At 45.5% G+C, this 24,550-nt stretch carries 13 protein-coding genes; 2 read left to right on the top strand and 11 right to left on the bottom strand.

All coding sequences use genetic code 11. The features are described from left to right. Window positions 1-20 precede the first annotated feature (20 nt). The 4 genes from entS to fes form a co-directional block, all read right to left on the bottom strand. Entirely contained in the window at window positions 21-1,343 is a 1,323-nt protein-coding gene (gene entS, locus MARME_RS06850) for an enterobactin transporter EntS (protein ID WP_013660535.1), read from the bottom strand. A 15-nt stretch (window positions 1,344-1,358) separates the two neighbouring features. Beyond that, window positions 1,359-10,403 carry a non-ribosomal peptide synthetase gene (locus MARME_RS06845; RefSeq protein ID WP_013660534.1) on the bottom strand — a complete coding sequence of 3,015 codons (9,045 nt, stop codon included), beginning with the start codon at window positions 10,401-10,403 and terminating at the stop codon, window positions 1,359-1,361. A 62-nt stretch (window positions 10,404-10,465) separates the two neighbouring features. After that, complete coding sequence (locus tag MARME_RS06840; protein ID WP_013660533.1) at window positions 10,466-10,675, bottom strand: MbtH family protein; 210 nt, start codon at window positions 10,673-10,675, stop codon at window positions 10,466-10,468. A gap of 13 nt (window positions 10,676-10,688) precedes the next feature. After that, window positions 10,689-12,146 (bottom strand): enterochelin esterase, encoded by a 1,458-nt coding sequence (gene fes / locus MARME_RS06835; RefSeq protein ID WP_013660532.1) that lies wholly within the window; start codon window positions 12,144-12,146, stop codon window positions 10,689-10,691. A 240-nt stretch (window positions 12,147-12,386) separates the two neighbouring features. On the opposite strand from fes, the gene MARME_RS06830 reads away from it, so the two are divergent. After that, window positions 12,387-14,456, top strand: a complete 2,070-nt coding sequence (locus MARME_RS06830; protein WP_013660531.1) for a TonB-dependent receptor — start codon at window positions 12,387-12,389, stop codon at window positions 14,454-14,456. A gap of 77 nt (window positions 14,457-14,533) precedes the next feature. On the opposite strand, the gene cobA is transcribed toward MARME_RS06830, so the two are convergent. The 7 genes from cobA to MARME_RS06795 form a co-directional block, all read right to left on the bottom strand. Beyond that, window positions 14,534-15,277, bottom strand: coding sequence for a uroporphyrinogen-III C-methyltransferase (gene cobA, locus MARME_RS06825; RefSeq protein ID WP_013660530.1), 744 nt, complete (start codon window positions 15,275-15,277; stop codon window positions 14,534-14,536). Between the two features lie 167 nt (window positions 15,278-15,444). Beyond that, window positions 15,445-16,743 (bottom strand): serine--tRNA ligase, encoded by a 1,299-nt coding sequence (serS, locus tag MARME_RS06820; protein ID WP_013660529.1) that lies wholly within the window; start codon window positions 16,741-16,743, stop codon window positions 15,445-15,447. A gap of 121 nt (window positions 16,744-16,864) precedes the next feature. Further along, window positions 16,865-17,236 (bottom strand): fluoride efflux transporter CrcB, encoded by a 372-nt coding sequence (crcB, locus tag MARME_RS06815; RefSeq protein ID WP_013660528.1) that lies wholly within the window; start codon window positions 17,234-17,236, stop codon window positions 16,865-16,867. A 28-nt stretch (window positions 17,237-17,264) separates the two neighbouring features. Continuing rightward, on the bottom strand, window positions 17,265-18,605 hold the full coding sequence (locus MARME_RS06810; RefSeq protein ID WP_013660527.1) for a replication-associated recombination protein A: 1,341 nt from the start codon (window positions 18,603-18,605) through the stop codon (window positions 17,265-17,267). Window positions 18,606-18,610: 5 nt separating this feature from the next. Next, window positions 18,611-19,231 (bottom strand): outer membrane lipoprotein chaperone LolA, encoded by a 621-nt coding sequence (gene lolA, locus MARME_RS06805; RefSeq protein ID WP_013660526.1) that lies wholly within the window; start codon window positions 19,229-19,231, stop codon window positions 18,611-18,613. A gap of 17 nt (window positions 19,232-19,248) precedes the next feature. Next, entirely contained in the window at window positions 19,249-22,236 is a 2,988-nt protein-coding gene (locus tag MARME_RS22790) for a DNA translocase FtsK (protein ID WP_013660525.1), read from the bottom strand. A gap of 170 nt (window positions 22,237-22,406) precedes the next feature. Beyond that, on the bottom strand, window positions 22,407-23,303 hold the full coding sequence (locus MARME_RS06795) for a porin (protein WP_013660524.1): 897 nt from the start codon (window positions 23,301-23,303) through the stop codon (window positions 22,407-22,409). Between the two features lie 494 nt (window positions 23,304-23,797). Here MARME_RS06795 and aat point away from each other — a divergent pair, with 494 nt between their 5' ends. Continuing rightward, complete coding sequence (gene aat / locus MARME_RS06790) at window positions 23,798-24,544, top strand: leucyl/phenylalanyl-tRNA--protein transferase (RefSeq protein WP_013660523.1); 747 nt, start codon at window positions 23,798-23,800, stop codon at window positions 24,542-24,544. Window positions 24,545-24,550: the final 6 nt, after the last annotated feature.

Genomic DNA, 24,550 nt, shown 5'->3' with positions numbered 1-24,550 from the left:
GCGCTTCAATCACAGACACATCAACTGGAGGTGACACCAGCTAGCTTACTGCCACTCTCAGCTTCCTGAGTTTTGGGTTCTTCGGCCGCTCCGTTTTCCGGCATAACATCAGGGTCGATCAACCTAGCATTACGAAGAGATTTAAACCCAGCGGCCATTAGCACAGTCACACTTGCACAGCCTAAACCGAGTGTCGTTAAGCTGGTAAGAGGAGCAAGTATTTTTCCAAGCGCACCAATTCCCATAGCGCCAGCAGAATCGCCAACCACATCTTGAGCCGTCCAGAAACTGCCCATTCGACCTAGCATTTGATCCGGTGTATGACCTTGTACAATCGAATACTGTAATAAACTGCCGATGGAACCAAAGTAACCGAACATTCCCAAAATGAGTAAAGTCGGAACTAAGTGACTCATTAGACCCAACGAAGCGACACACATGAAGGCTAAAAAGGCCGTTGTCAGCATAACGACACCGGGTTTATTGACAGATCGAACCCAGCCACTTGTCAGTGCTCCGAACGTCGAACCTACGGGAACCGCGGCATACATCAAGCCAACTTCAAACGCCCCACCACCAAACGCGGTCAGTGCAAGCGCTGGGAAAAGAACCCTGATAGAAGTAGTAACGGCTTCTAACGTGCCAAGCGCAACGACACTCCGAATCACTTTGTGATGAAAGACAAAACTGAAACCACCGATCATGGATTTAATTGGGTGATCTTCAGTGGGCTTTTCAGTCGGTTTCATACTCGGTAAGAACACCAGTGAAAGCAGTGTACACAAGGTGCCTGCTGCTGCCAATCCATAGTTCCACGTTACTCCGAGCGACACAATAACCACACCCGCAAGTGCCGGTGAAACCACAGATCCAATACGTACAATGAGCATACTAAGCGCACCTGCCGTCGGTACATTCTCGCGCCCCACCAAATGAGGAATGGAGGCGAGCAAGGCCGTCATGCCAATCGCGCTGAAAAAACCATCCCAAAGAGAGATCGCATACACCGCCCAGACGGATGACGCAGAAAGGTAGCTGTTCAAAGCCAGCAACACAAAACCAATACCACATATAAATCGAGAGAAAAGAATCAACTTTCGACGGTCATATCGATCCGCCATTACCCCCCCTAACATTAAGCCGACGAACATACCAAAGCCATCGAGCGCGACGGCAAAACCCACTTGTAAACTGGATCCCGTCAGTTCATAGATTTGTATCGGTACCGCCACGTTGAGCATTCCAATACCAAGCACAGACATAAGTCGCGCGATAAAAATAGCCCGAAAGTTTTTATTAGTTTTTAATAAGCTGAAATCCAGCATTATGTTTGATTTAGACATGTTTCATCCAACTGGTTATGCGTCGAGCGCGTTTACTATTTGATTCATTAAAGGTCCCAGCTCCGCCAACGCATCAGGGGACATGATGTCTTCATGAGGGTAATCGAAATGGTGCTTTTCTAATGTATCGACAAACGGCGCCCACGTTGCGTCGATGTCCATTCCCTCGGGTACCGTTCGATCAGCGACAAACAACACCGCTTTGCCATTGAACCTAGGCGTTGTCGCCTGCGATAGATGACGAATTGAGTCCGCGTAGTTTGCAACGATGTCGTCAAACATCACGTCTTTTTCTTGCGTTTCCGCGTCGTTCATAAACTGCGCTTTTTCTCGCTCAACTTCCTGTTGTGCTTCTTCGTCTGTCGGACCGCTCCAATCTTGATCATCTGGCGGATAAGTATCCAACAAGCCAAGGAAACTGACCTCTTCCCCCATACTTTGCAATCGCACCGCTAAGCCGTGAGCAATCACACCTCCTAACGAGTAACCCATCAATCGATAAGGCCCTGCTGCTTGCTGAGATCGAAGTTGTTGGAGGTGTTGCTCTATCATGCCATCTAAGTTCGCCTGCGCCGCTATCGGGCCGTCAGGGCGCGGTGATTGAAGTCCAATAAGGGGGCTTTCGCCTTCAAGGTAGCGGCTAAGTCCAGTGTATTGCCACGCAAAGCCTGATGCTGGGTGGACACAGAATATTGGCGTAGATTTGCCCTGACGAATAGGAAGAACCAGCCCAAACCCCGCTAAGTCTCGGTTATTAGCCAATTTTTCATCTGACAAAACCTTGGCTAATTTCTCTATCGTGGGGGAGACCATAACTTGACCAACAGACACGGTCAGTTGCCACTGTTTTCGAAGCTCTGAGACTAACCTAACCGCCAGTAGAGAATGTCCTCCTAAGGCAAAGAAGTCATCGTCTGCATACACATGATCCGTCTCAAGGACTTGAGCGAACGTCGTCGCCATTTTGGTTTCTATACCTGGTCGGGGCTCTCGACCTACCGTTACATTGGTTTCACTTGGTACTGGCAAAGCCTTGCGATCTAACTTGCCATTTGCGCTCAATGGCAATGCATCCAATGGAATAATAACGGCAGGTACCATGTGCGACGGCAAGGTTTCAACGAGATGCTTACTAATGTCCACCGTATCAAGTGACAAGCCCACATCGGAAACCACATAGCCAATCAATTGCCGAGTATCTCCTCCGACCATACCGGCTGATTGTCCCCAGGTCTTCGCGACCACTGCGCACTGATCAACGCCGTCAACGGCACTCAGTACACGTTCAATTTCGCCAAGTTCAATGCGTTGCCCACGAATTTTAAGTTGGTCATCACTTCGGCCAAGGTATTCGACAGCACCATCCTCCAACCAGCGTACAACATCCCCCGTGCGATACATTCGCTCGCCATTTCCGAATGGGTCAGCCACAAATCTCGTTGCGGTAAGATCAAATCGATTCCAATACCCTGTCGCCAACTGTACGCCGCATAGATAGAGCTCACCCGGAACGCCTACCGGCACGGGGCGAAGATAGTTGTCCAATATGCGAAGTTGGGTATTCCAGACTGGCTTACCGATCGGGACAGAAACGCCCGACACTTGTTCAAGATCCGCCCCAAATGCTGGGTGATAAGTCACGTCTACCGCCGCTTCAGTTGGACCATAAAGATTATGCAATGGCGTATTGAAGACAGATTCAAATGCCACAGACAGCTCTTTGGATAACGCCTCACCGCTGCAAAACACTTGGCGCAAACTAGGACAAACAGAACGGCCGTTTACCTGCGTTTCGTGTTGTGCCGTTGGCGTTGCAGTCATGCTGTCACTGACAAAAGCCGCCAGCATGGAAGGAACAAAATGCAAGGTGGTGATGTGGTGCTTGTCCACCAGCTGTCGCAGCCATTGCGGGTCACGATGCGCTTCCGGCGGTGCCATCATCAGTTTGGCTCCGACCATGGCAGACCAGAAAAATTCCCAAACGGATACGTCAAAGCTGCACGGTGTCTTTTGTAGTACAGTATCACGCTCATCCATTGGGTAAGCGTCTTGCATCCACAAAATACGATTGACGATCGCATAATGAGACACCAACACCCCTTTCGGTCTTCCAGTTGAACCAGACGTATAGAGCAAATAAGCCGCGTCAGTGGGTAATAACCGAGGGGCGTTCCACTGATTTTTAATAAGTAACTTTAGACTACTGTCTATGTCGATTAGACGCTCATATAAAACAACAGTCGCCTGACTATTAAAACGGCTCGCCTCGTCGGGCAAGGTGATCAATGCTTTGGGCGAGGCGTCACTCAGCATGTAGTTCAAGCGATCGTCTGGGTACCCTGTATCAAGCGGCAAGTAAGCAGCCCCAACTTCTATCGTTGCCCACAGCGCAATCGTTAGACGAACGGATCTAGGTAAGGCGACCGCCACGATGTCCCCAGGCTGAACGCCGATAAGCTGTAGCTGATGCGCCAAGGCAATCACCTGCTCACGAGCTTGGCAGTAGGTCAAAGATATATCGCTATCGACTAAGCAAATTTCGTCAGGTGTTCTGGCTGCCTGATGCTGCATTTGATGTCGTAGGGTTGACGGCTCTAAAGCATAAGTGGTGTCGTTTATCTGGGCAATTAGCGACTTTTCATGCTCTGTTTGCAGATTCAATCTCGCAATCGTATCGTCGCGCAACCAATTCGATAAAGACTGCGACTCGCACTTAACTTGAGACTGAACATCAGGCTGAATTTTAGACGAGGCTTGAAAGTCAGAAACGGCATTGACGACTGAACTGTCAATCATTCGATTCAGCAGCAATTCAAAACGCGCCATGATGGTTTGAATACTTTGTTCATCACCACGATATTCGAACAAGAGCTCAAGCTCGTTACTCGGTAATGCTAAGATGGTTAACGGGTAGTGAGTATAACCTCGGTTTTTAACCTCAGTAAGTTGTACTCCATGAAACGATTGTCCACTCAGACCATCTTGATCTGGGAAGTTCTCAACAACCAACAAGGTATCGAAGACATTCCCACTCGCTTGGTTCGTAGGCTGTATGAGGCGTTGGATCTCAGCCAACCCGAGCCCATCGTGCTCAAGTAATTGAACTTGATCATTTTGCACGTTTTGAGCTTGTTCCCAAAGTGTCACATCGGGCGATAGTGTCACACGTACTGGCACAGTATTACTAAACAACCCAATATGCTCGACCACCCCCTCGACTGAATTAAAGCGCCCTGATATTGGCGTTCCGAATACCAGATCAAATTTACCCGTCATTGCACTTAACACATTGGCCCAGATCGTTTGCAATACAGAATTAAGCGTAAGTCCACGACGTTGATACGCTTGAATTAAGGACTGAAACATCGCCTCATCGAGACAAAGAGAGTAAGTTCTAACCTGATCGGCAGGCGGCTGTTCGCCAAAAACCAATGTTGGAGTGACGCCATCAAGAGCGGCTTTCCATGCAGCTTGCATTTCTTGTTTGTCACGCGCCACCATACTCGAAACGACTTGATGGTATGGCACGCTGGTGGGCGTTAGCGCCTGTCGCTCATCGCCATAGGCGACCATCAAGTCATTTAACATGATCGGGGTTGACCAACCGTCCACGACCAAATGATGCGCATTTAAGAACAATTCGTGTTTATTCGACGCGCACTTGACTAAAACGGCATGCAATAAAGGCTGTCCTGCGGAGTGCAAAACATTAAAGTCGCGACAAAGCTCTTTACGTTCAATCTCTTGAATACGCTCTGCCTGCTCATGCTCGGAAGCACTTGAGAGATCAATCACCTTTAACGGCCACTTACCGATGTCTTTTTTGCGTTGACCAGTACTCCCCTGTTTAGAGGCAGTAGCCGTTAACTGTTTAGAGGTATTCGCTGTTAAAATTTGAATGGGATCTGACAAGACAGACACATCAAAAATAGCGGCTAATTGAGGGTGTTTATCAATAACAGCATCCAACGCTCTTTGCAGTCGTGACACATTCAAGTTTCCTTCCAATGTCAGTTTCGCCAACGAACTGTAGCTTGAATCACGTTCGTGCTGTTCAGACACGTCCGTCGTTTCGTTCATTTGAGCATGAAAGAGCAGCCCTTCCTGAAGCGGCAATACCGGCAACACTTTATCAAGTGCGCCGTACTTTCCATTCAGCAACGTCAGTGACCCTTCTGGGATATCCAAGGATGTCATTTCATCACGCGTTGCAGTATTCATCGCATTAGCTGGGTGTCGCTTCGCATACTGATGCATACACTGAGCATACGCAGCGATGGTTTCAGTCAAGGCATTGATGTCTTCATCAAGGCAGTGCTGAGGCAACCAACTCCACTGCAAGGCGAGCTGTGCGCCCTCGGACCCTTCTTGAACAAAAATATTAAGCTCAATTGGATAATACTGTGGCATGTCCTCAGATTGATGAACAGCAAAAGCATCCTTAAACACACCTTGCGTTTGTTGAGGCGTCCAAAAGGCCTGCCCCTCTCTGAATCGACCAAGATAATTAAATAGCACATCGGGACGATTGTTTTGTTCGAGCGTTTGAAGTTCTGATTTGTTCTGAGAATCTAGATACCTTAAAACACCATACCCAATGCCACATTCACCGGCCTTTTGGAGCTGAGTACGAACGCGGCGAACGGTTTCTTCATAGGGCAGGTCGAGGTTTTTTAGAAGATCAAACAGTCTGCCACTGAGATCAAAGCGAATCGGGAACTCTGAGGTTAACCACCCTAAAGTACGCGACAGATCACTTGAAGCACCGTGCCTATCATCGAGCTCGGCTCTGCCGTGCGACTCTAAACCAAAACGTACATCGCTTTGCTCGAAATGACGTGCATACGCCAGCGCGATCACCGTCATCAGGATCTCGTCCACGTTAGCCTTGTAGTCTTGCGGTAATTGTTCAAGCAGCGTTTTTGTCGATTCAACGCCCAGTAACACCCGGTCATGTTTTAAATCGCTTCGCAACGCATCAGGGCGTACGGTTTTATTAGGCCGAGTAGCAAGTTGTTCTTTCCAAAAAGCGCTTTGCTGTCGATAGACATCGATGTTGTCTAACAGTGTGGCTTGCCATTGACGAAGTGAGGTTTCTTCAATAGCGCTTGTATCATCACGAATACTGTCATTAGAAGGGCCAGAGCGTTTATTAGAGCCTTTTTTGTCTATTTTAAGGTCTTCTGTTATCGCATTAAGTTCTTGCAGCAGTATACGCCACGAGACACCATCAACGGCCAGATGGTGGATACCAATGACCAGTCCAGCGGAGCGTTTTTCTTCATTGTTTGGCGCCTCTTCTGTCTCTTCAAAAGATGCGAGGTAGGCGGCTTTCAAAAGCTGCCCGCGTTGTGGTGCAATAGCGTGTACAACCTGTGAAAATGCGCCATCGGCCTGCTGCTCAATGCGGCTATTTCTCGATTTGAGCTTGGCGTTTGCCTTGTCATCAAATTTAATTAGCCAATCCTGACCCTCTATTGTCTCGGGTATATGCAGCGTATCGCCATCCACATAAGCAACCAGCACGGGGTGACGCTGCGCCAGCAAAGTAAGCGCTTGGTGGATCTGGTTCGGTGTTACATCCGACGGGGTCTGGACAAATACACCCTGTACGTACGATTGCTCAAGACCTAATGTGGTTTGCTCATTAAACCATTGTAAGATAGGCAGATTTTTGAGTTCTCCATGACTAGAAACCTTAGGTAAAACTTCGTGCGTACTTCTATCTTCGTCTAGTCGAGACAGGGTTTTGGCGATGGCTTCTGGCGTTTTTCCTGCAAATACATCCTTCGGACGTACTCGAAAGCCCTCTTTGCGTAATATGTTCCCTAGCGACATGGCTGTAATGCTGTCGCCGCCTAAATGAAAGAAATCATCGTCGGCAAACACATTTTCCAACCCTAGACAGTTCGCTATCGCGCTGCAAAGCAGCTGCTCTGGCAAAGTTATCGGCGTCTTTCCAGATTGACGCTGTGGCGCGTCAATTGGTGGCAATGCCGTACGATCGATTTTGCCGTTCACATTAAGCGGGAATGCCTGCATAACTTTAAGCACACTAGGAACCATATAATCAGGCAAGGCTTTCGAAATATCGCTAAGCACTCGGGCGGTGATCCTAGCTTCATCGCTCTCAATTTGAGATGCAGTTAGGGGGGCTGTCGGGGAAACAGAAAGCGACGGACAGACGCAATAGGCAATCAGTCGATTGCTCGCACCCTGCTCAACCGCATAGACCTTAGCGGCCGTGATGCCCGCAACGGAGGCAATGACATTTTCAATCTCTTCAAGCTCGACTCGATATCCTCGAACCTGAACTTGATGATCACTACGGCCCAAATATTCGATTTGGCCTTGAGACGTCCATCGAGCGAGATCTCCCGTTCGATACATTCTAGAATTCGCCTCAAACGGGTTCGCAATAAACCGACTGGCCGTCTGGCCAGAGCGATTAATGTAGCCATGTGCCAATCCGGGGCCGGATACATACAATTCACCGACAACGCCTGCTGGCACAGGGTTTAAACCGTCGTCTAAAATATAAGATTGAGTGCCAGCAATCGGCTTGCCAATAATGACCTTTTCAGAGTCTGAAACGGAACACCCGACACTGTCTACACTGTTTTCCGTTGGACCGTAGTAGTTCCTGACATCAAAGTTAGGTGTCGACTTTACACGCTCCCAAAGCGCTGGCGACGCAGCTTCCCCGCCAATAAATGAGCGAGTGGGGTAATGATGTCCTTCCTCGACTAAATCTGCGTCCAGCATTTGCATTAGAAAAGAAGGTGGGACGTCTATCGTATTGATTTTCTCTTGACGCACGTACTGAACAAACTCAATCGCATCTTTTCGCATCTCGTCATTTACAACATGTAACGCCTGCCCCATCCACAGCAAAAGTAACATATCCCAAGAACTATCAAAGGAGAATGAGGCGGTGTGTGCAGCCTGCACGCTTCCATTACATTCCGCTAATAGAGGCTCATAATCGGCCACACGATGCGCGTGAAATAGATTCGTAATTCCTTGATAGGGAATGGCGACTCCTTTTGGTTTCCCTGTCGAACCGGAGGTGTACATGATATAAGCCAAGTCCAGAGGTGATGTCGTTAGATCTGCCTCCCCCTTCCGCGTGCCCCACGGTTCACTAGATTGCGACTCTATAAGCGACTCTAGATCAGGGTCATCAAGTAGCACTTCATCAAATAACATTTCATCAATAAATTGTGATTGCTTTGTATTGGTTCTAGAAGCAGGTAGCCGTGACGCTAACAATGACGTGGTAATGAGCGCTTTTGGAGCCGAATCCTCGAAAATCCATTCAAGTCTAGAAGCTGGGTATTCAGGATCGATTGGAATAAACGTCGCTCTTAACTGCATTAACGCTAATGTCGCAAGAACGATACGTTCATCTCTTGGTAGCACAATTGCAACAGCATCACCCTGTTTTAGGCCAAGATGTTTAAACGCTCGTGTCCATTGGCTTACTTTCTGAGTCAGCTGTTTATGTGACAAGTCTCCACGGTCAGTTTTTAATGCGAGAGTCTGAGCGTAGCAATTAGGCCGAGAGAAGAATAATTCGGCAATGTCAGTCTCAATATCTCCTTTGAAAAAGGCTGAAGGACTGGTGTAGTTGTCGGTATAAGGACTCTTTTGCCAAGATTGAAGTTGTTGTCTTTCTTGTGCACTTGCGACGCGATGCAATGCAATACTCCGCTCCGGTGCTTTGGCAAGCTGCTTAACAAATTCGATAAAACGCTGAGCGTGCTGTAATAGCTCCGTTTCGAGATAGCGTTGACGATTCGCGACCCATTCGATATACAGATCGCCGTCTTTGAAATGCATCCCGAAATCCAAATCTTCCACAGGCCCTGCCGCCAAGTGTTCGATCTGTGCCGTCGCATCGCCAAAGGAAAGGTCGTAATCAAACAAGCGTAGATTAATCGTTGCAGCAAACAGCGGGAACGATTCACCGACTCGACCCACATCGCGGGCAATTTGTTCTGCATTGTACTTTTGATGCTTACGAACCTTTTTTAGCTCCGCTTTAATATTGACGATCAAATCATCCAGAGAGTCCTCAAAACCCAGCTCAATTTGCAAAGGAAGAACGTTGACTACAGGCCCCAACGCCAACAAAGACGCGCTGCCAATTCGTCCCATAAATGGGAAACCAACGGGAATATTTCGAGCACCTGTCATTTTATGTAGATACGCAAAAACGAGCGCAATAGATAGATCGGCCGGATTCACTCGCTTCACGTTGGACGCCGTGATCAAGGTATCGAGAATGGTTTTTGAAATAAGTGAGTTTGCCCTCAAAAGCGATGATTGGCGCTCTGATTGCGCGCTTTCAAACGTTTTTTTCCCGGAACTTAGAGAGGCAATTTTATCGATGTTCGACGCATACTCGGTCCAAAATGCACGATCATCTTGATACTTTTTCGAGGCTTTGTAAGCCAGCTCTTCCATAACAACATCATAAAAAGGGGTAAATGGCGTTTCACTACTGTGGCCTTCTGACAAACGCCCCTCTTTGGACTGCATCGCCCACACGTAGTGATTCGACACTTGCTTAGTAAAGACATTAAAACTAAAGCCATCTAACATGATATGGTGAAACCTCTGATACCATATCACCTTAGTTTCTGAGACCACATAGAGCACTTGACGACAAAGTGGCTTATCAGAGTTTAAAGACAACTCCGCATTTACATCCTCTTGTATAGCGCTACGCGCAATACGTTCCGCATCTTGGCAACCAACAAGGTTAACGACGTGCGTTTTCACTCTCGCCAGTTCGACGCACAATTGCTGAACAGGCTGACCATCGTCATTTTCGTAATACAACGTGCATACTGTGTCCGCTTTCAATAGCGTTTCATTAATACTTTCAGCTAACTGACGAACATTGATCGCCCCTTTCACATCAACTGAGTGCGCTATCGTAAAGGCATTCCCCTGTTCAGCGACTTGATCTCCCAACCAAATGCCTAACTGGACATCCGTTAATGGGGATATAAGGCTTTTTTCTTGATTCATTGCATTGTCTTGGAGAGCCATATTGGCGCACCTCTTTAGAAAAAATAACTAAGGTAAATAAACGGTAAACGGTAAACGGTAAATTAAGCAGTCCGCGAAACTGGGCGAATATCCGTCCAATGTTGGTCAATAAATACGAGGCATTCAGCATGAGAAGCGGGTCCGAAGACAGATTCCCAACCCAATGGAATAACCGCAAATTCAGGCCATAAACTGTGCTGATTTAAGTCATTGACCAAAACGGAAAACGTTAGTGATTCATTGTCAAAAGGGTTTGTAGATGTGTCGCTCATGATGATCATTCCATTATGATGAGTGGTTAAAAACGGGGCGAACCGATGATACGGAAGGGATTAAAGCGCACAGCCCATTGATCAAACTCGAACGCCACGCAAGCCAATCATGGCCTCCAATGAAACGTTCAAATTGAAATTGAGCATTTTTATTTTTTAGGATCCTTGCCAACATATCGTTATAAACGTTCATGTCACCTTCTCCAGAACCCACGCTGACAAACAGCTCTAAATGGTCAACCGCTACCTTGTTTAATTGGAGGTCTTCTAGCGGCCCGCCAAGAGGCGTTCCCGTTATAAGCCCCATTGAGTTTCGTGTGGTCTGACCATCAGTTGTTTGAGAATAAGCTGTTTTAGAGTCTGCAGCTTGATGAAGCATCGTTCTATCCACATCTGGCCACCAATAAGAACCGGACAAGCTAACGACTTTCTTTACATACGTCTGATAATGTAAGCCTGCATATAAAGCAGAAAGACCACCAAGACTCTGCCCTGCGACAAGCACATTCTGTTCGAAGGAAGGCAACCCGTAGCCATCAAGCACTTCGTTTTTTAGTTCGCTAAACACGGCGTCCCAAAATTGAGCGTTACAAGAAAGCTCTCCCCAACGTGTCTTACCGTCGATGGAGTCAATGAGTAAATAATGCGCTGGCGCTAACATGCCGATACGAGTTAAGTATGCCAATACCGAAGGAGCGCCGGATGGCATCGACCAGCGCTGACCATCAAGTAATATTACGATTGGCTTTTGCTGAATGTCAGATAACGAATGATCGTTATCAAGGCCCGTTTCAAAATGCCATACCCTACGCGCATTATTGAGCAGGCGGCTATTCCAACGAATGGTGGATATTTCATCTCTTTTAAATTCGGGAAGCTCGCCTTTATCCCATTGAGTCCAACCTATTTCGGTGTCAGCGCTCTTCATAATGAGAGGCGATGCTAGGCAACCTCTCCCTGATACAATGTCAGGACGAGGGTTTAATGGATCACTAATCGCTTGATCCATAATAGAGATATACCATTCACGCTGTGCTTCTGACGATCCATCGGAGCTTGCATAGGCAACTTGAGACGTTTGCTCTTTAGACAGTGGGATAAAGCCATAGCTGCCACGCCATAGAGCGTCGACCTCTATCGCCTGATGCCAAACATCCGTATTTTTTACACGATTTAACGATACTGGATCCCAGCTCTTATGATTCGTAACAGAGTTAATATCCAAGAGTACTTGAGCGGTATTTGAGAGCTTCTCCCCTTCTGGATCGCGCCAAAAAAAGTCGACTCTTTTCGTTCCTTTCACCCTTTTACTAGAGCAATCGTCTGATTCAAATGGCCCGCCAAGCCTCAATAAACACTGCCACCAAAGGTCTGAACCAACATGATCGCTAGTCAACCATATGCGCGGTTCCGATTTCATAAGAGCTTTTAAATCCGAGCACATTGATCCACTCGATTCCTTAATCTGCATACACTTTTCCTGGTCTTTCTTGCCGCTGCTTTGAACTCAAATGCAGACCTTTCGATACGGATAAAAAGGCGAGTTCAAATTTTGTGTAAATGCTATTGCAAACCATTATCATTATCAATAGACTTCACCCCGTCTTTACGATTTGAATGCAAACTTTAAACAGAGTGCAAATTCAATCCATAAAGGCACCATCAATTTTTCGAACCTAACCTTTTGGTTGCATGAAGGAAGTAAAAAATCATGGCTCTTGAGAATAAAGCGCGTAATGCTTACGCCCCCTCCTCACTATCATTAATCGCTCTTTCGGTTATTGGCTTTAATTCAATGATTATTTCGTCGACTGCGGGAGCCGAGGAAATCGCATTGGATACCTTAGTGGTAACAGGTGAGAAAATTGATAAGGATATTAAAGACACGACGACGGCAGTGACGGTAGTCAGTGGGGAAGATATCGAAAATGGTGATGCAAAAACAATAAATGATGTTGTAACTCAATCACCAAATGTGGTCACGGCGGGTTTCGGTACAGTTAATATTCGAGGAATTAACGGCAGTGGCGCAACAACAGGTTATTACGCAACAGTAAGTGGTAGCCGTCAAAGAATTGATACTTCAGTAGACGGCGTGTCCGATGCATTCACAGGCTATAACTTTAATGGCTCGGGCGTATGGGACCTTCAACAAGTTGAGGTTCTGCGAGGCCCGCAGTCGACCACTCAAGGGGAAAACTCGATAGGCGGAGCCATTGTTGTCAAAAGTAATAATCCGACTTTCTATTCCGAATCAGCTGCGCGGCTAGGCTTAGAGACCTACGAAAACGGTAACGTGATGAAAAACCTCGCGGTGATGAATTCTGGAGCGATAACTGACAACCTAGCTTACCGTATCGTTGCAGACGGCACCGATGGGAAAGGTTTCCTTAGTTATGATGGTGAAACTGATAAAGTTCCAGTAGATCCTGAGGAAAGTAACACATTAAATCTACGCGGCAAACTTTTATGGATGCCAACTTCCAATGAAGACTTCACAATTAAATTGACCGCAAACCATAGAAAGGCAGACGGCAGTTACTTGAATTGGGCTAATTGGAAAAACGGCAGTGGAAACGAAGACGAAACATTTACCTTGAATGAATCCAATTACGATAATACTCGTATTCAAGACTCAGAAACAAACAACCTATCGGTCGAGGTTAATTACCCTATATCTAAGGGTATAGCAAGTGCGACAACAATCTCAACCAATTCCCAGAAAAACCGATTCGACCAGTACCCTGAGGAAGAAACCTATACCTTTAAAGACGAAACAAATGCGTTTGAAAGCAAGTTGTTATATAACGCTCCAGATTCAAACCTAAGTGGTGTAGCGGGTATAATGGTAGCAGATCGCGACAATACTCTAGATAACGTAAATACTAAAGGCAAAACTTCAGAAGAGCGAGCAGGTTTCTATACTGATGTAACATACAAGCTAACTCAGAAATTTGCTTTCAATGCAGGCGGTCGATTCCAATACGAGAAGCAAAGTCGTTACTATAAAAATAGAGGTACTGTAAATATAGACAAAGATATGTCTGATGATATTTTCTTGCCGAAGATTGGCGCTTCGTATGTAATCAACGATAGTACTAACGTCGGTTTTATCGCGCGAAAAGGCTATAACTCTGGCGGTATAGGATACGATGACGGTTGGCGATCAGGACAAGGGCAAGTATATAGCGCAGAAACCTATGAGTATAAATCAGAAACCGTTCATGCATATGAGCTCAGCTCAAAAACACAATTCGACAATGGCTCCAGTGTTCGAATTGCTTTGTTCTATAATAAATACTCAGACTATCAAGCGCTATCAGATAGTAGAATTCGAAATGTGTCCTCAGCTCATACCACAGGCTTAGAAATGGAAGCGACACAACGCTTAAACCCTAATCTAGAGTTACGTCAATCTATCGGTTATTTAGAGTCAGAGATAGATAAAAACGACTCTTATAAAGGTAATGAGCTTTCAAATGCTCCAAACTGGAATGCAGCCGTTGGAGTTACAGCGCTAGTCGGAGACAACCTTACAATTAATGGTGATGCGACCTACGTAGGCGAAAGTTATTCCGATTTATCAAATACGGAAGACTACACTGTTGGTAACTATACTCTACTTGATGCAAGTGCCGACTATGAAATTGGAGATTTCACCATTAGTGCTTACGTCAAAAACCTAACTGATGAAGATGTTGTATATACTATTAATGCAGGCTCTAGAGCTGCCGTTGGCCAAACAAGAACAGTAGGTGTTAGCGCGACCTACCGTATGTAATACATTCCCCTAGCGCTGAATAAAAAAAAGAGGCTCAACTGAGCCTCTTTTTTTTATTAAAACGTATACATCACCTGTTAGTCTCGACCGTACCAAGCGAGTTTTTCTTGTAGCATCACAACCTCGCCAATGATCAGAAGTGCAGGCGACTTCACATCATTGTCTTTTACAACACCGCTTATACTCTTGATCGTAGATGTAAAGACTCGCTGATCTTTCGTTGTACCTTTTTCAACGACGGCAACCGGCATAGACGGCGGCATACCAAAGCGAATAAGCGCCTGGCTAATCGACTCAATTCCAGTTAAGCCCATGTAAATAACCAAGGTTTGCGACGGGTGGACAAGCTCATCCCATGGCAGCTCCGTTGTACCGTCTTTTAAATGACCTGTCAAAAAGCGAACAGATTGAGCATAATCACGATGCGTAAGTGGAATACCCGCATAGGCCGCACAACCTGCCGCAGCGGTTACACCAGGCACAACTTCAAAAGGGATACCTTCTTCTACCAGTTCCTCAAGCTCTTCACCGCCACGACCGAAAATAAACGGATCACCGCCTTTTAAGCGAACGACCGTTTTACCTTCTTTCGCTTTTTCACCAAGCAGTACATTGATATCTTCTTGGGGAAGGGTATGTAACGATTTTGCTTTACCGACGTACAATTTCTCTGCATTTTCAGGAATCATGTCAATGATTTGCTCGCCGACGAGTCGATCGTAAAGAACAACATCTGCCTGACTCAGTAAGCGATGAGCTTTTATTGTTAACAAGTCTGGATCGCCAGGACCCGCACCAATTAAATAAACTTTTCCGGACATGAATAACCTTTTAGAGAAGCGGTTTAAACGCGATTGTTTCGATTTGAACGACTATTATCTAGTTTTCTATAAAATATGCAAAAATAAAGCCTCTTACGAGGCTTTATTTTTATAACTGAACAGCAAATTTTGTCTGCTCTATTAAACGGGTCGATATAGAAATCGAATCATCCACCAAGCTTGGTTTTACCACCCATGTATGGCACAAGTACATCTGGAATATCGATACTGCCATCTTCATTTTGATAATTCTCAAGCACAGCGACCAGAGTACGTCCAACCGCTAAACCAGATCCATTTAGCGTATGCGCTAATTCTGGCTTACCTGTTTCAGGGTTACGCCAACGAGCTTGCATACGGCGCGCTTGGAAATCCCACATGTTAGAACAAGAAGAAATTTCTCGGTACTTACCTTGGCCTGGCAACCATACTTCAATGTCATATGTTTTATGAGCAGAGAAGCCTAAATCACCGCCGCATAAAATAACAGTTCGATACGGTAATCCCAGTTTTTGCAGGATCGTTTCTGCGTGACCAACCAACTCTTCAAGAATCTCTGTTGAGCGATCAGGGCGACAAATATGCACCAACTCCACCTTTTCAAATTGGTGTTGACGGATCATACCGCGCGTGTCACGGCCATAACTGCCCGCTTCACTACGAAAACATGGCGTGTGCGCCACGTACTTATGATGCAGATCTGAATCATTAAAGATTTCATCACGTGCGATATTAGTGACAGGAACTTCCGCAGTAGGAATCAAGTACAAATCACTGTTGCCGCTGTCTTTATCAACTGGCACTTTAAACAAGTCTTTTTCGAACTTAGGTAATTGTCCAGTGCCCTTCAGTGAATGCGCATTCACCAAATAGGGAACATATACTTCAGAGTAACCATGCTCATCCGCATGCGTGTTAATCATAAACTGTGTTAACGCACGATGAAGACGAGCTAGATCCGCGCGCATTACAGCAAAACGAGAACCTGTGATTTTTACCGCTAACTCAAAATCTAAGCCGCCTAGCGCTTCCCCTAGGTCGACATGATCTTTTGCCTCGAAGTCAAATGTACGAGGCTCACCCCAGCGACGAATTTCTATATTGTCGTCCTCTGAAACACCTTCAGGAACAGACTCATGAGGAATGTTAGGGATACCTTCTAGCAACAGCTCCAAATCGGTTTGAACTTGGTTTAGCGCTTCTTTTGCTTTTGTTAGGTCATCGCCCAAAGTCGCCGTTTGTGCTTTTAGCTCATCCGCCTTCGCTTTGTCGCCAGACTTCATTGCCTGACCGATTTGTTTTGATACTGAGTTACGGGACTGTTGCAGGTTCTCCGTTTCGACTTGAATTGCTTTGCGACGTTCCTCAAGCGATGAGAACGCAGCAACATCTAATTCAAACCCTTTCTTTTTTAGTTTAGCCGCGATCGCGTCTGGGTCTGTACGGAGTGCTTTAATGTCTAACATTGTTGCAACAGTTTCCTCTGTCTAATTCGTTGTTATTCATCCTACTTAGACGAATAAAAACGCGTTGTTAAAAATAAGTGTTGTCATTGGTATCCGCATCGGCAGAGACCTGCGCGGAAAATTAAATCAAACGCGCTATAAGAATACCTGCTGCAAGTGCTAACACACCAAGCAGGCAGCTCAATAATAAATAGCTTACGGCGCTAAGCCAAGCCTGCTGATTAATTAGTGAGACAATTTCTAGTGAAAAGGTGGAAAAAGTCGTAAATGCACCTAAAAAACCAACCATCAACAATGGACGATAGCTCTCAGGAATGGCCATTTTTTCCGTAATAAGAATAAAGACGACCCCCATCAAAAAGCTGCCTAGGACATTAATTGAAAAGGTCGCCAATGGAAAAGCGTGATTCCAATAGCTCGAAATCCACTTTCCCAAGGCAAAGCGACTCATTGCACCGAACGCTCCGCCCACAGCAATCATAAAATACATCATGCTTTTCACTCTTTTGTTGGTGAAACGATTAGCGTCGATATCGCTTTATCGCGCTGCTTTCGTTTAATTGATTCAGCCAATCCAGTTTTTCAGATATTTTCTTCTCTAAACCACGATCCGTTGGTTGGTAGTATCGCTGCTCTGCAATCTCTTCAGGCAGATAGTTTTCCCCTGCGGCAAAAGCATTATCTTCGTTATGAGCGTAGCGATAGTCTTCACCGTGCCCCATTTCTTTGGCTAAACTCGTTGGCGCGTTTCTTAAATGATTAGGAACATCATAACTCGGCTGTTGTGACACATCCCTCATTGCATCTTTGTATGCTTGATAGACCGCATTGCTTTTCGGTGCACTGGCCATATAGACCGCCGCTTGAGCAATCGCTCTATTCCCTTCAGCAGGTCCAACTCGCTCGAAAATATCCCAAGCATTTAGCCCAATTTGAAGTGCTCTTGGGTCTGCGTTTCCAATGTCTTCTGACGCAATGGCAAGCAGTCTGCGCGCGATATAAAGCGGATCACAACCGCCGTCTAGCATTCGAGCCATCCAATACAAGGCGCCATCAGGCGACGAGCCTCGAACCGACTTATGAAATGCCGATATCTGATCGTAAAACACATCACCATTACGGTCATAACGTCGAATGCTACTACCCAGTACACTTTCCAGTATCTCTGGCGTGACAGGCATATCTGGCTCAATGAAGTCAGATAAAATCTCCAACAAATTCAATGAACGACGAATATCTCCGTCCGCCGCGCGCGCTAATATTTCAAGCTGTTCATCGTTAATGCAGATATTAAGCTGCCCGAGCCCCTTCTCAGAATCGTTCAATGCAGTGAGAAGCACCTGTTTAATGACGTCCACGGAAGGGTTTGTCAATCGATAAACTCGTGCCCGTGAAAGTAACGCCGAATTTAGCTCGAAAGCGGGATTTTCCGTCGTCGCACCAACAAACAAGAACGTGCCATCTTCGATAAACGGTAAAAAGGCATCTTGCTGAGATTTATTAAAACGATGAACTTCGTCGACAAACAGTAATGTCGAACTATTATGCACCGTGCGCCACTGTTTGGCTTTTTCTACCGCTGCGCGAATATCTTTTACGCCGGACATAACCGCCGACAATTCAATAAATTGTGCCGACATCGACTTGGCAAACAGTTGAGCAAATGTCGTTTTTCCAACGCCAGGCGGCCCCCAAAGTATAAACGAATGGCCATGCTGGCTTTCGATCATTTTTCGAAGTGGTTTGCCTTCACCAACCAAATGCTCTTGCCCGAAATAGTCACTTAAAGACATCGGGCGCATTCGAGCAGCAAGAGGTTGATACTGTTGCTCGCTGCTTTCATCGAAAAAAAGATCTTTCATGATGGTTATTGCTCGACAATCAGATCAACGTTTTCAGGCAAATCTATTTTGAAATTCTCGGCGGATACGCCTTCGTGATGCTCTAAGTTCGTAAATTCTATAACTGTGGTTTGTCCTAGCGCATCTTTCAAACTCATCGCGGAAATGAGGTCACCTTTAAAAGACAAAGTCAGGGTTTGAAATAGATCGTCTTCATCTTTTGGTATCAAACGATATTTATTACCGGCGAGCGTCAACACCTTATAGTGCGGCAACACATCAACAGCCGGCTGACTTAATAGTGCGGCTGGCGAATTACCGACTGTCTTTGCCAATGGCCTTTGCGTTGCTTGTTCCAAATCAACATCCCAAATCGTAACAGTTTCACCATTCGAAACGATACGCTGCGGGAAGGGAGAAATACTATCCCAAACGAAGCGGTTGGGCTGTGCAAGCAAGAACACGCCTTCGCTATTTTGAAGCTCTTTACCCTCTTCTGTATAGGTAATCTGACGAAACTCACCTTCAACATTGCGATTCTTTTCTAACAAATCAACTAACGCCTGATGAGTCTCTTGCGCTAATACCAGTGATGAAAAGCAAGACAACGACCAAAGGCAAAAAACTACCGCAACTTTCTTAAACATGTACTCTCCAAATTCAATCATTCAGGAATTAGAACTTCTCGTTGTCCATTGGTTCCCATAGGCCCAACCAATCCAGCAGCTTCCATCGCTTCAACTAGGTTTGCCGCTCGGTTATAGCCAATTTTCAAACGTCGTTGTATCGATGATATAGACGCTTTGCGTGTTTCTATTACAATTTGAACGGCCTGATCATAAAGTTCATCTTTATCTTCACTAGAATCGCCTCCCATCAAATCTTCAGGGTTAGCAACAACACCGTTGATGTATTCAGGTTCACCGCGAGCCTTCCACTCCTCTACCACTGCATGCACTTCATCATCTGAAACAAAAGCACCATGTACACGAATCGGAGTCGGCAATCCGGCAGGAAGATAAAGCATATCACCCTGCCCCAATAATTGATCTGCTCCCCCTTGATCAAGAATGGTTCTAGAGTCAATTTTAGAGGACACCTGAAACGCCATCCGCGTCGGAATATTCGCTTTAATCAGACCTGTAATTACATCCACAGAAGGTCGTTGGGTCGCAAGAATCAAGTGAATCCCTGCAGCACGGGCTTTTTGAGCAATCCTAGCAATCAGTTCTTCTACTTTTTTGCCGACGATCATCATCATATCGGCAAATTCATCGACCACTATTACAATGTAGGGCAACGGCTCTAAATGTGGGACGGTTCTTGCGACACCGTCTTGAGAGAACATGGCCTCTTCGGGCTGCCACAATGGATCTTCGATGGGCGTACCGGCATCGATCGCGTCTTGAACTTTTTTGTTATAGCCTGCAATATTACGCACACCCATTTTAGACATCAGTTTATAACGGCGCTCCATTTCATCAACAGACCAACGCAAGCCATTCGCAGCGTCTTTCATATCGGTAATAACAGGAGTTAACAGATGTGGAATGCCTTCGTATATAGAAAGCTCCAACATTTTTGGGTCTACCATGATCATGCGAACGTCATCAGGCGTCGATTTCAATAGCATACTCAAGATCATGGCGTTAACACCGACCGATTTACCCGAGCCCGTTGTACCGGCAACAAGTAAATGTGGCATTTTCGCCAAATCAACGACGACGGCTTCACCAGAAATATCATGACCTAATGATAGGGTAAGTGGCGACGTTGCATTGTCGTAAATGTCCGTGTTTATCACTTCTGAGAAAAAAACCGTATCACGAATTTGATTCGGAATTTCGATACCAATAGTGGATTTTCCAGCAATGACTTCGACCACACGTACGCTTAAAACACTCAGAGAGCGCGCTAAATCTTTGGCAAGATTCGTGATTCGAGAGACCTTTACACCTGGAGCAGGCTGGATTTCAAATCGAGTGATCACAGGGCCTGGGTTGACTTCAACCACTTCAGCCTTTACACCAAAATCGGCTAAACGTTGCTCAAGCAACTCCGACAAATCTAAAAGCTGCTCTTCGGTATAACCGCCCTTTTTAGGCGTTGGCTTTGTTAATACGGCACGATCAGGAAGAGAATAGATCTTATGCTCTTTTTTCTCCGTCAGCGCTGACGTTGATACAGGCCCTTCGATATTCGTTAACTGTTTTGCTTCTGATAACGTTCTTACAGCAGGGCGATGATGCCCCTCTTTTAGGTTTTTCGATTCCGTCACGTCTTGCGATAATTCGTTGTCTGAGTCCCAAGGCAAATCAGATTCGAGCGTTTCCTGTGGGTTATTAGTATCAATATCCGATTGTTTTGCAGGCTTAACGTGTTGGACTGAACGTTTATCCGGTTCTGACAGAGGTTCTGAACGAGGTTCTGACATGGGTTGTACACGCTTAGATTGCGCGTTTGACTTTGCAGGAATATCAAGAGATTCTAGCGCCGCTTTTGGATCAGATAAATCATGCTGCTCTTTAGTCTCGACGCGACTTTCTTCGACATAGAGAGTGTCTTTTGCATCTACTGCGCCGTCAGCATAGAGAGAGCCTTCTGCATAGAGAGAACCTTTAGCATCCAGATCATTGCTTAGCTCAATGTCGTTATCAGGAATGCGATCAACATCAAAATCTAGGCTATCGAAGTCTAAGCTGTCGACATTAGGCTCTTTAGATTCGTTAGTAACCGAGGTTCGTTTGTCTTTTTTACTAAACAGTTTGCCAATTGAGAAACGAGAGTGCTTTTCTGCCTTTTCCAACTCTTGCTCGCTTTCATTTGCAGCTGGATCAAGACCTTTATCCAAAGGTTCAACTACCGTGGTTTTAGCATTAGCGCCGAGTTTGATTTTTCTCGAGCGCTTTCGCTCAATTGCTGGAACATCCAATTCATTCTCTAACTCATTAACATCGTCAGAGACTGCGCCAGAAGAAGAGTCTTGTTCTATTTTTTCTACGTGCTCTTTCTCAGCTCTCTTCTGATCTCGTTTTTCCTGAAGGTTGGACACCTTGCTTGAAAGACGCGCGACCAAAGATAAGACGACTTCACCTACTCGCTCTATTACGGTTAGCCAATACACCTGACACACCAGTGTCACCGCGAGAAGAAAGAGCGCCAAACTAACCAATGTCGCCCCATCGTATCCAATAACATGATACAACGCTGCCCCTAACGCACTTCCCAAGATGCCACCCGCGCCATATTGCAGTTCATCTGAGCCGACGGTATGTAGAAAGCATAAACTAGAGCCAAATGAGAGATACGTAACACTGCCGATCGTGGTCAACAATGCGTTATTCAACGGAAGGAGTTGATGTGGGTTACGCCATATAATAAAAGCGACCAGTAAAAACAGGGGAGGCAGAGAATAAAATAATGATCCAAAAAACGCCGAACTTAAATCCGCAACCAATGCGCCAACCGGCCCCATCGAGTTTCGAGTTACCCCATCAGCTCCCGAGTAAAACCACCCAGGATCATTTGGGTTATAGGTGTACGTTGCGAACGCAAAAAATGCAAAAACAACAAGTGCAAAGATAAATGCAGCTTGCTTTGAAAACGTGCCCCAAATGGGTGATCGTACCGACTCACTCCGACTTTCTGACAAACTCTACCTACCCTAGAAATTTATAAATTCCAAATAAAAACAATCCCATTGTAAAGCATACAGATCGAAAAGAAATACATGCTTTACAATAGGATTTACAGCGCATTAGCTTAACATAAAAAAAGCCAGCCCGAAGGGCTGGCTTTCGCTTTCACTAAGATAGGGAAATCTTAGAAAGAAGCAGTTACACCAAGAACGTTTTTCTCTGTACCGATGTCACCGTTGTAGTTTTCGAATGAATAAGTTAGATCACCCGAAACGTATTCAGCAACGAAGTAAGTACCATCAGTCTCTTTGTCTTTAGCGCCTGCTGTACCAGCATTTGTAGTTTGATTCGCATACTGTAACGTTAAGGTTAATGCATCAGAAGCGGCAAACGCCACAGAGAAACCATATTCCGAAGCTTCTTCTATACCTTTAACACCACGATCACCCATGCCATAGTTAACCGCTAAAGTAACGGCATCCATAGAAGTTTTCGCACCTAAGTTAACAGCTGTTGCGTCGTCGATAGAACCTGCAGACACACCTACTTCGAAATCACCCATGTCAGCTACGTATGCAGCTGCAAAACCGATTTGAGAATCTTCTTTGCCTGCAGCCTCAGTAGCTTCAAGAGATACAGTCAATTCAGGCGTCACTGAGTAACGAACGCCTGTGTTGTCTGTGTCGCCTTTAGTACCTTGGTCAGTGTTTAGATCAACACCAGAGAAGCCGATTTCATCCATGCCCATGAATGCTTTCGTAGCGACAGTGCCGTCGAAACGACCGAATTTAACGTCGCCTTGCTTAACGTAAAGTTTTTCCATGCCAATTGTAGTGCCTTCGTCAGCACCAGATGTAGCAATTTCAACTTCAGCGTAAACAACACCAGTGTCAACTGAGAACTCAACCTCACCAACATCAGTACCGTCTAGGCTATCACCTTTCTTCGCATCGCTTGCGTAAGAAGTGTATTCAATGCCAGCTTCACCAGAAAATACTGGCTCAGCAGCAAAAGTAGTAGTAGAAACAGCAGCTGCTACGGCAGATACCGCAAATACAGAAGCAAGTTTAATCGCTTTCATTCAAGATTCCCCTTTGTATTATATATATATTGGTCTGTAGACCTATTGAACGACTTCATTCTGTCAATAAGCGCTGACAAATCAACGACTCAAGCATCATAAAATCGATCAGTTTCATTTTTGTGACAATTCACACAAAAATCAAAAGATTCATGCAAATTCCCCGACAAAAAATACGAATCGTTTTCGCATCGTCTTGGAATATATCGATTAAAACCAAGTTTTCCTTTGTCGGTCAAGCATTCAGAGCACATTTTTTAGGTTTTTTTTTCATTTTGTGCCGATATATGACATTTATGACACATCGACATGCAAAAAACAAACATTCGCGTATATTTTTTGCTCAACTGAGAAAAATAGAAAAAATAAAAGCATGAGAAAAACTAATCGATAAAAAACTTTTTCTAGCCACCTTCACAGATCATTTTGAGTTGTTGATAATATGGCACTTAAGTCGTCGCACAAAAAAATCGCATTAACTAAGAGCTTACCCATTGAGTCATTCTAAAAAAACGGAAAAAGAACTGCTCCTTCTAAGTGAAAACCCTTACGACACCCCTAACCCTCATCTTGCTCTAGATGAGCCTGATGGCCTTGCGGCTGTAGGAGGCGACCTTTCATTGGATAGGCTGGTACATTTATATCAGTTAGGTTTTTTCCCTTGGTATAGCGACCCAGACCCCATTCTATGGTGGCATCCGCCGCAGCGGTGCTGCTTATATCCAGAAGAGTTTCATACATCTCGTTCCTTAAAAAAGGCGATTAGGCACGCAGACTGGCGCTGGAGTGTTAACGGAGATTTTGACACGGTCATTGATCATTGTGCCTCATTACGAGCTCGCAACGAAGGCACCTGGATATCAGAAGACATTAAAAGCGCGTATACAAATTTAAACAAAAATAACTACGCATTCTCATTCGAAGTTTGGCTCGACGATGAATTAGCCGGAGGCTTCTATGGCGTCGCCTTGGGCAATGTATTTTTCGGCGAATCTATGTTCTCATTAAAACCGAACGCTTCAAAAGTTGCACTCAAATTATTTTCTGAAAAATGTAAAGATTGGGGAATAAAATTGATTGACTGCCAAGTGGAGTCAGAACACCTCTTATCACTTGGCGCTTGCAACCTTCCTAGAGAGCAATTTATCCCTACATTAGCCTCTTTCGTTAAGACACCCTCTAAGAATGCCTCGTTAATAGAGCTCTCACGATCAAAACAAAAGTATTTCCTAGATATTTAGACATAC

This window comes from Marinomonas mediterranea MMB-1 (assembly GCF_000192865.1).
Taxonomy (GTDB): Bacteria; Pseudomonadota; Gammaproteobacteria; order Pseudomonadales; family Marinomonadaceae; genus Marinomonas; species Marinomonas mediterranea.
The sequence above is the reverse complement of the archived record's forward strand: the minus strand, read 5'-3'. Positions and strand labels throughout refer to the sequence as shown.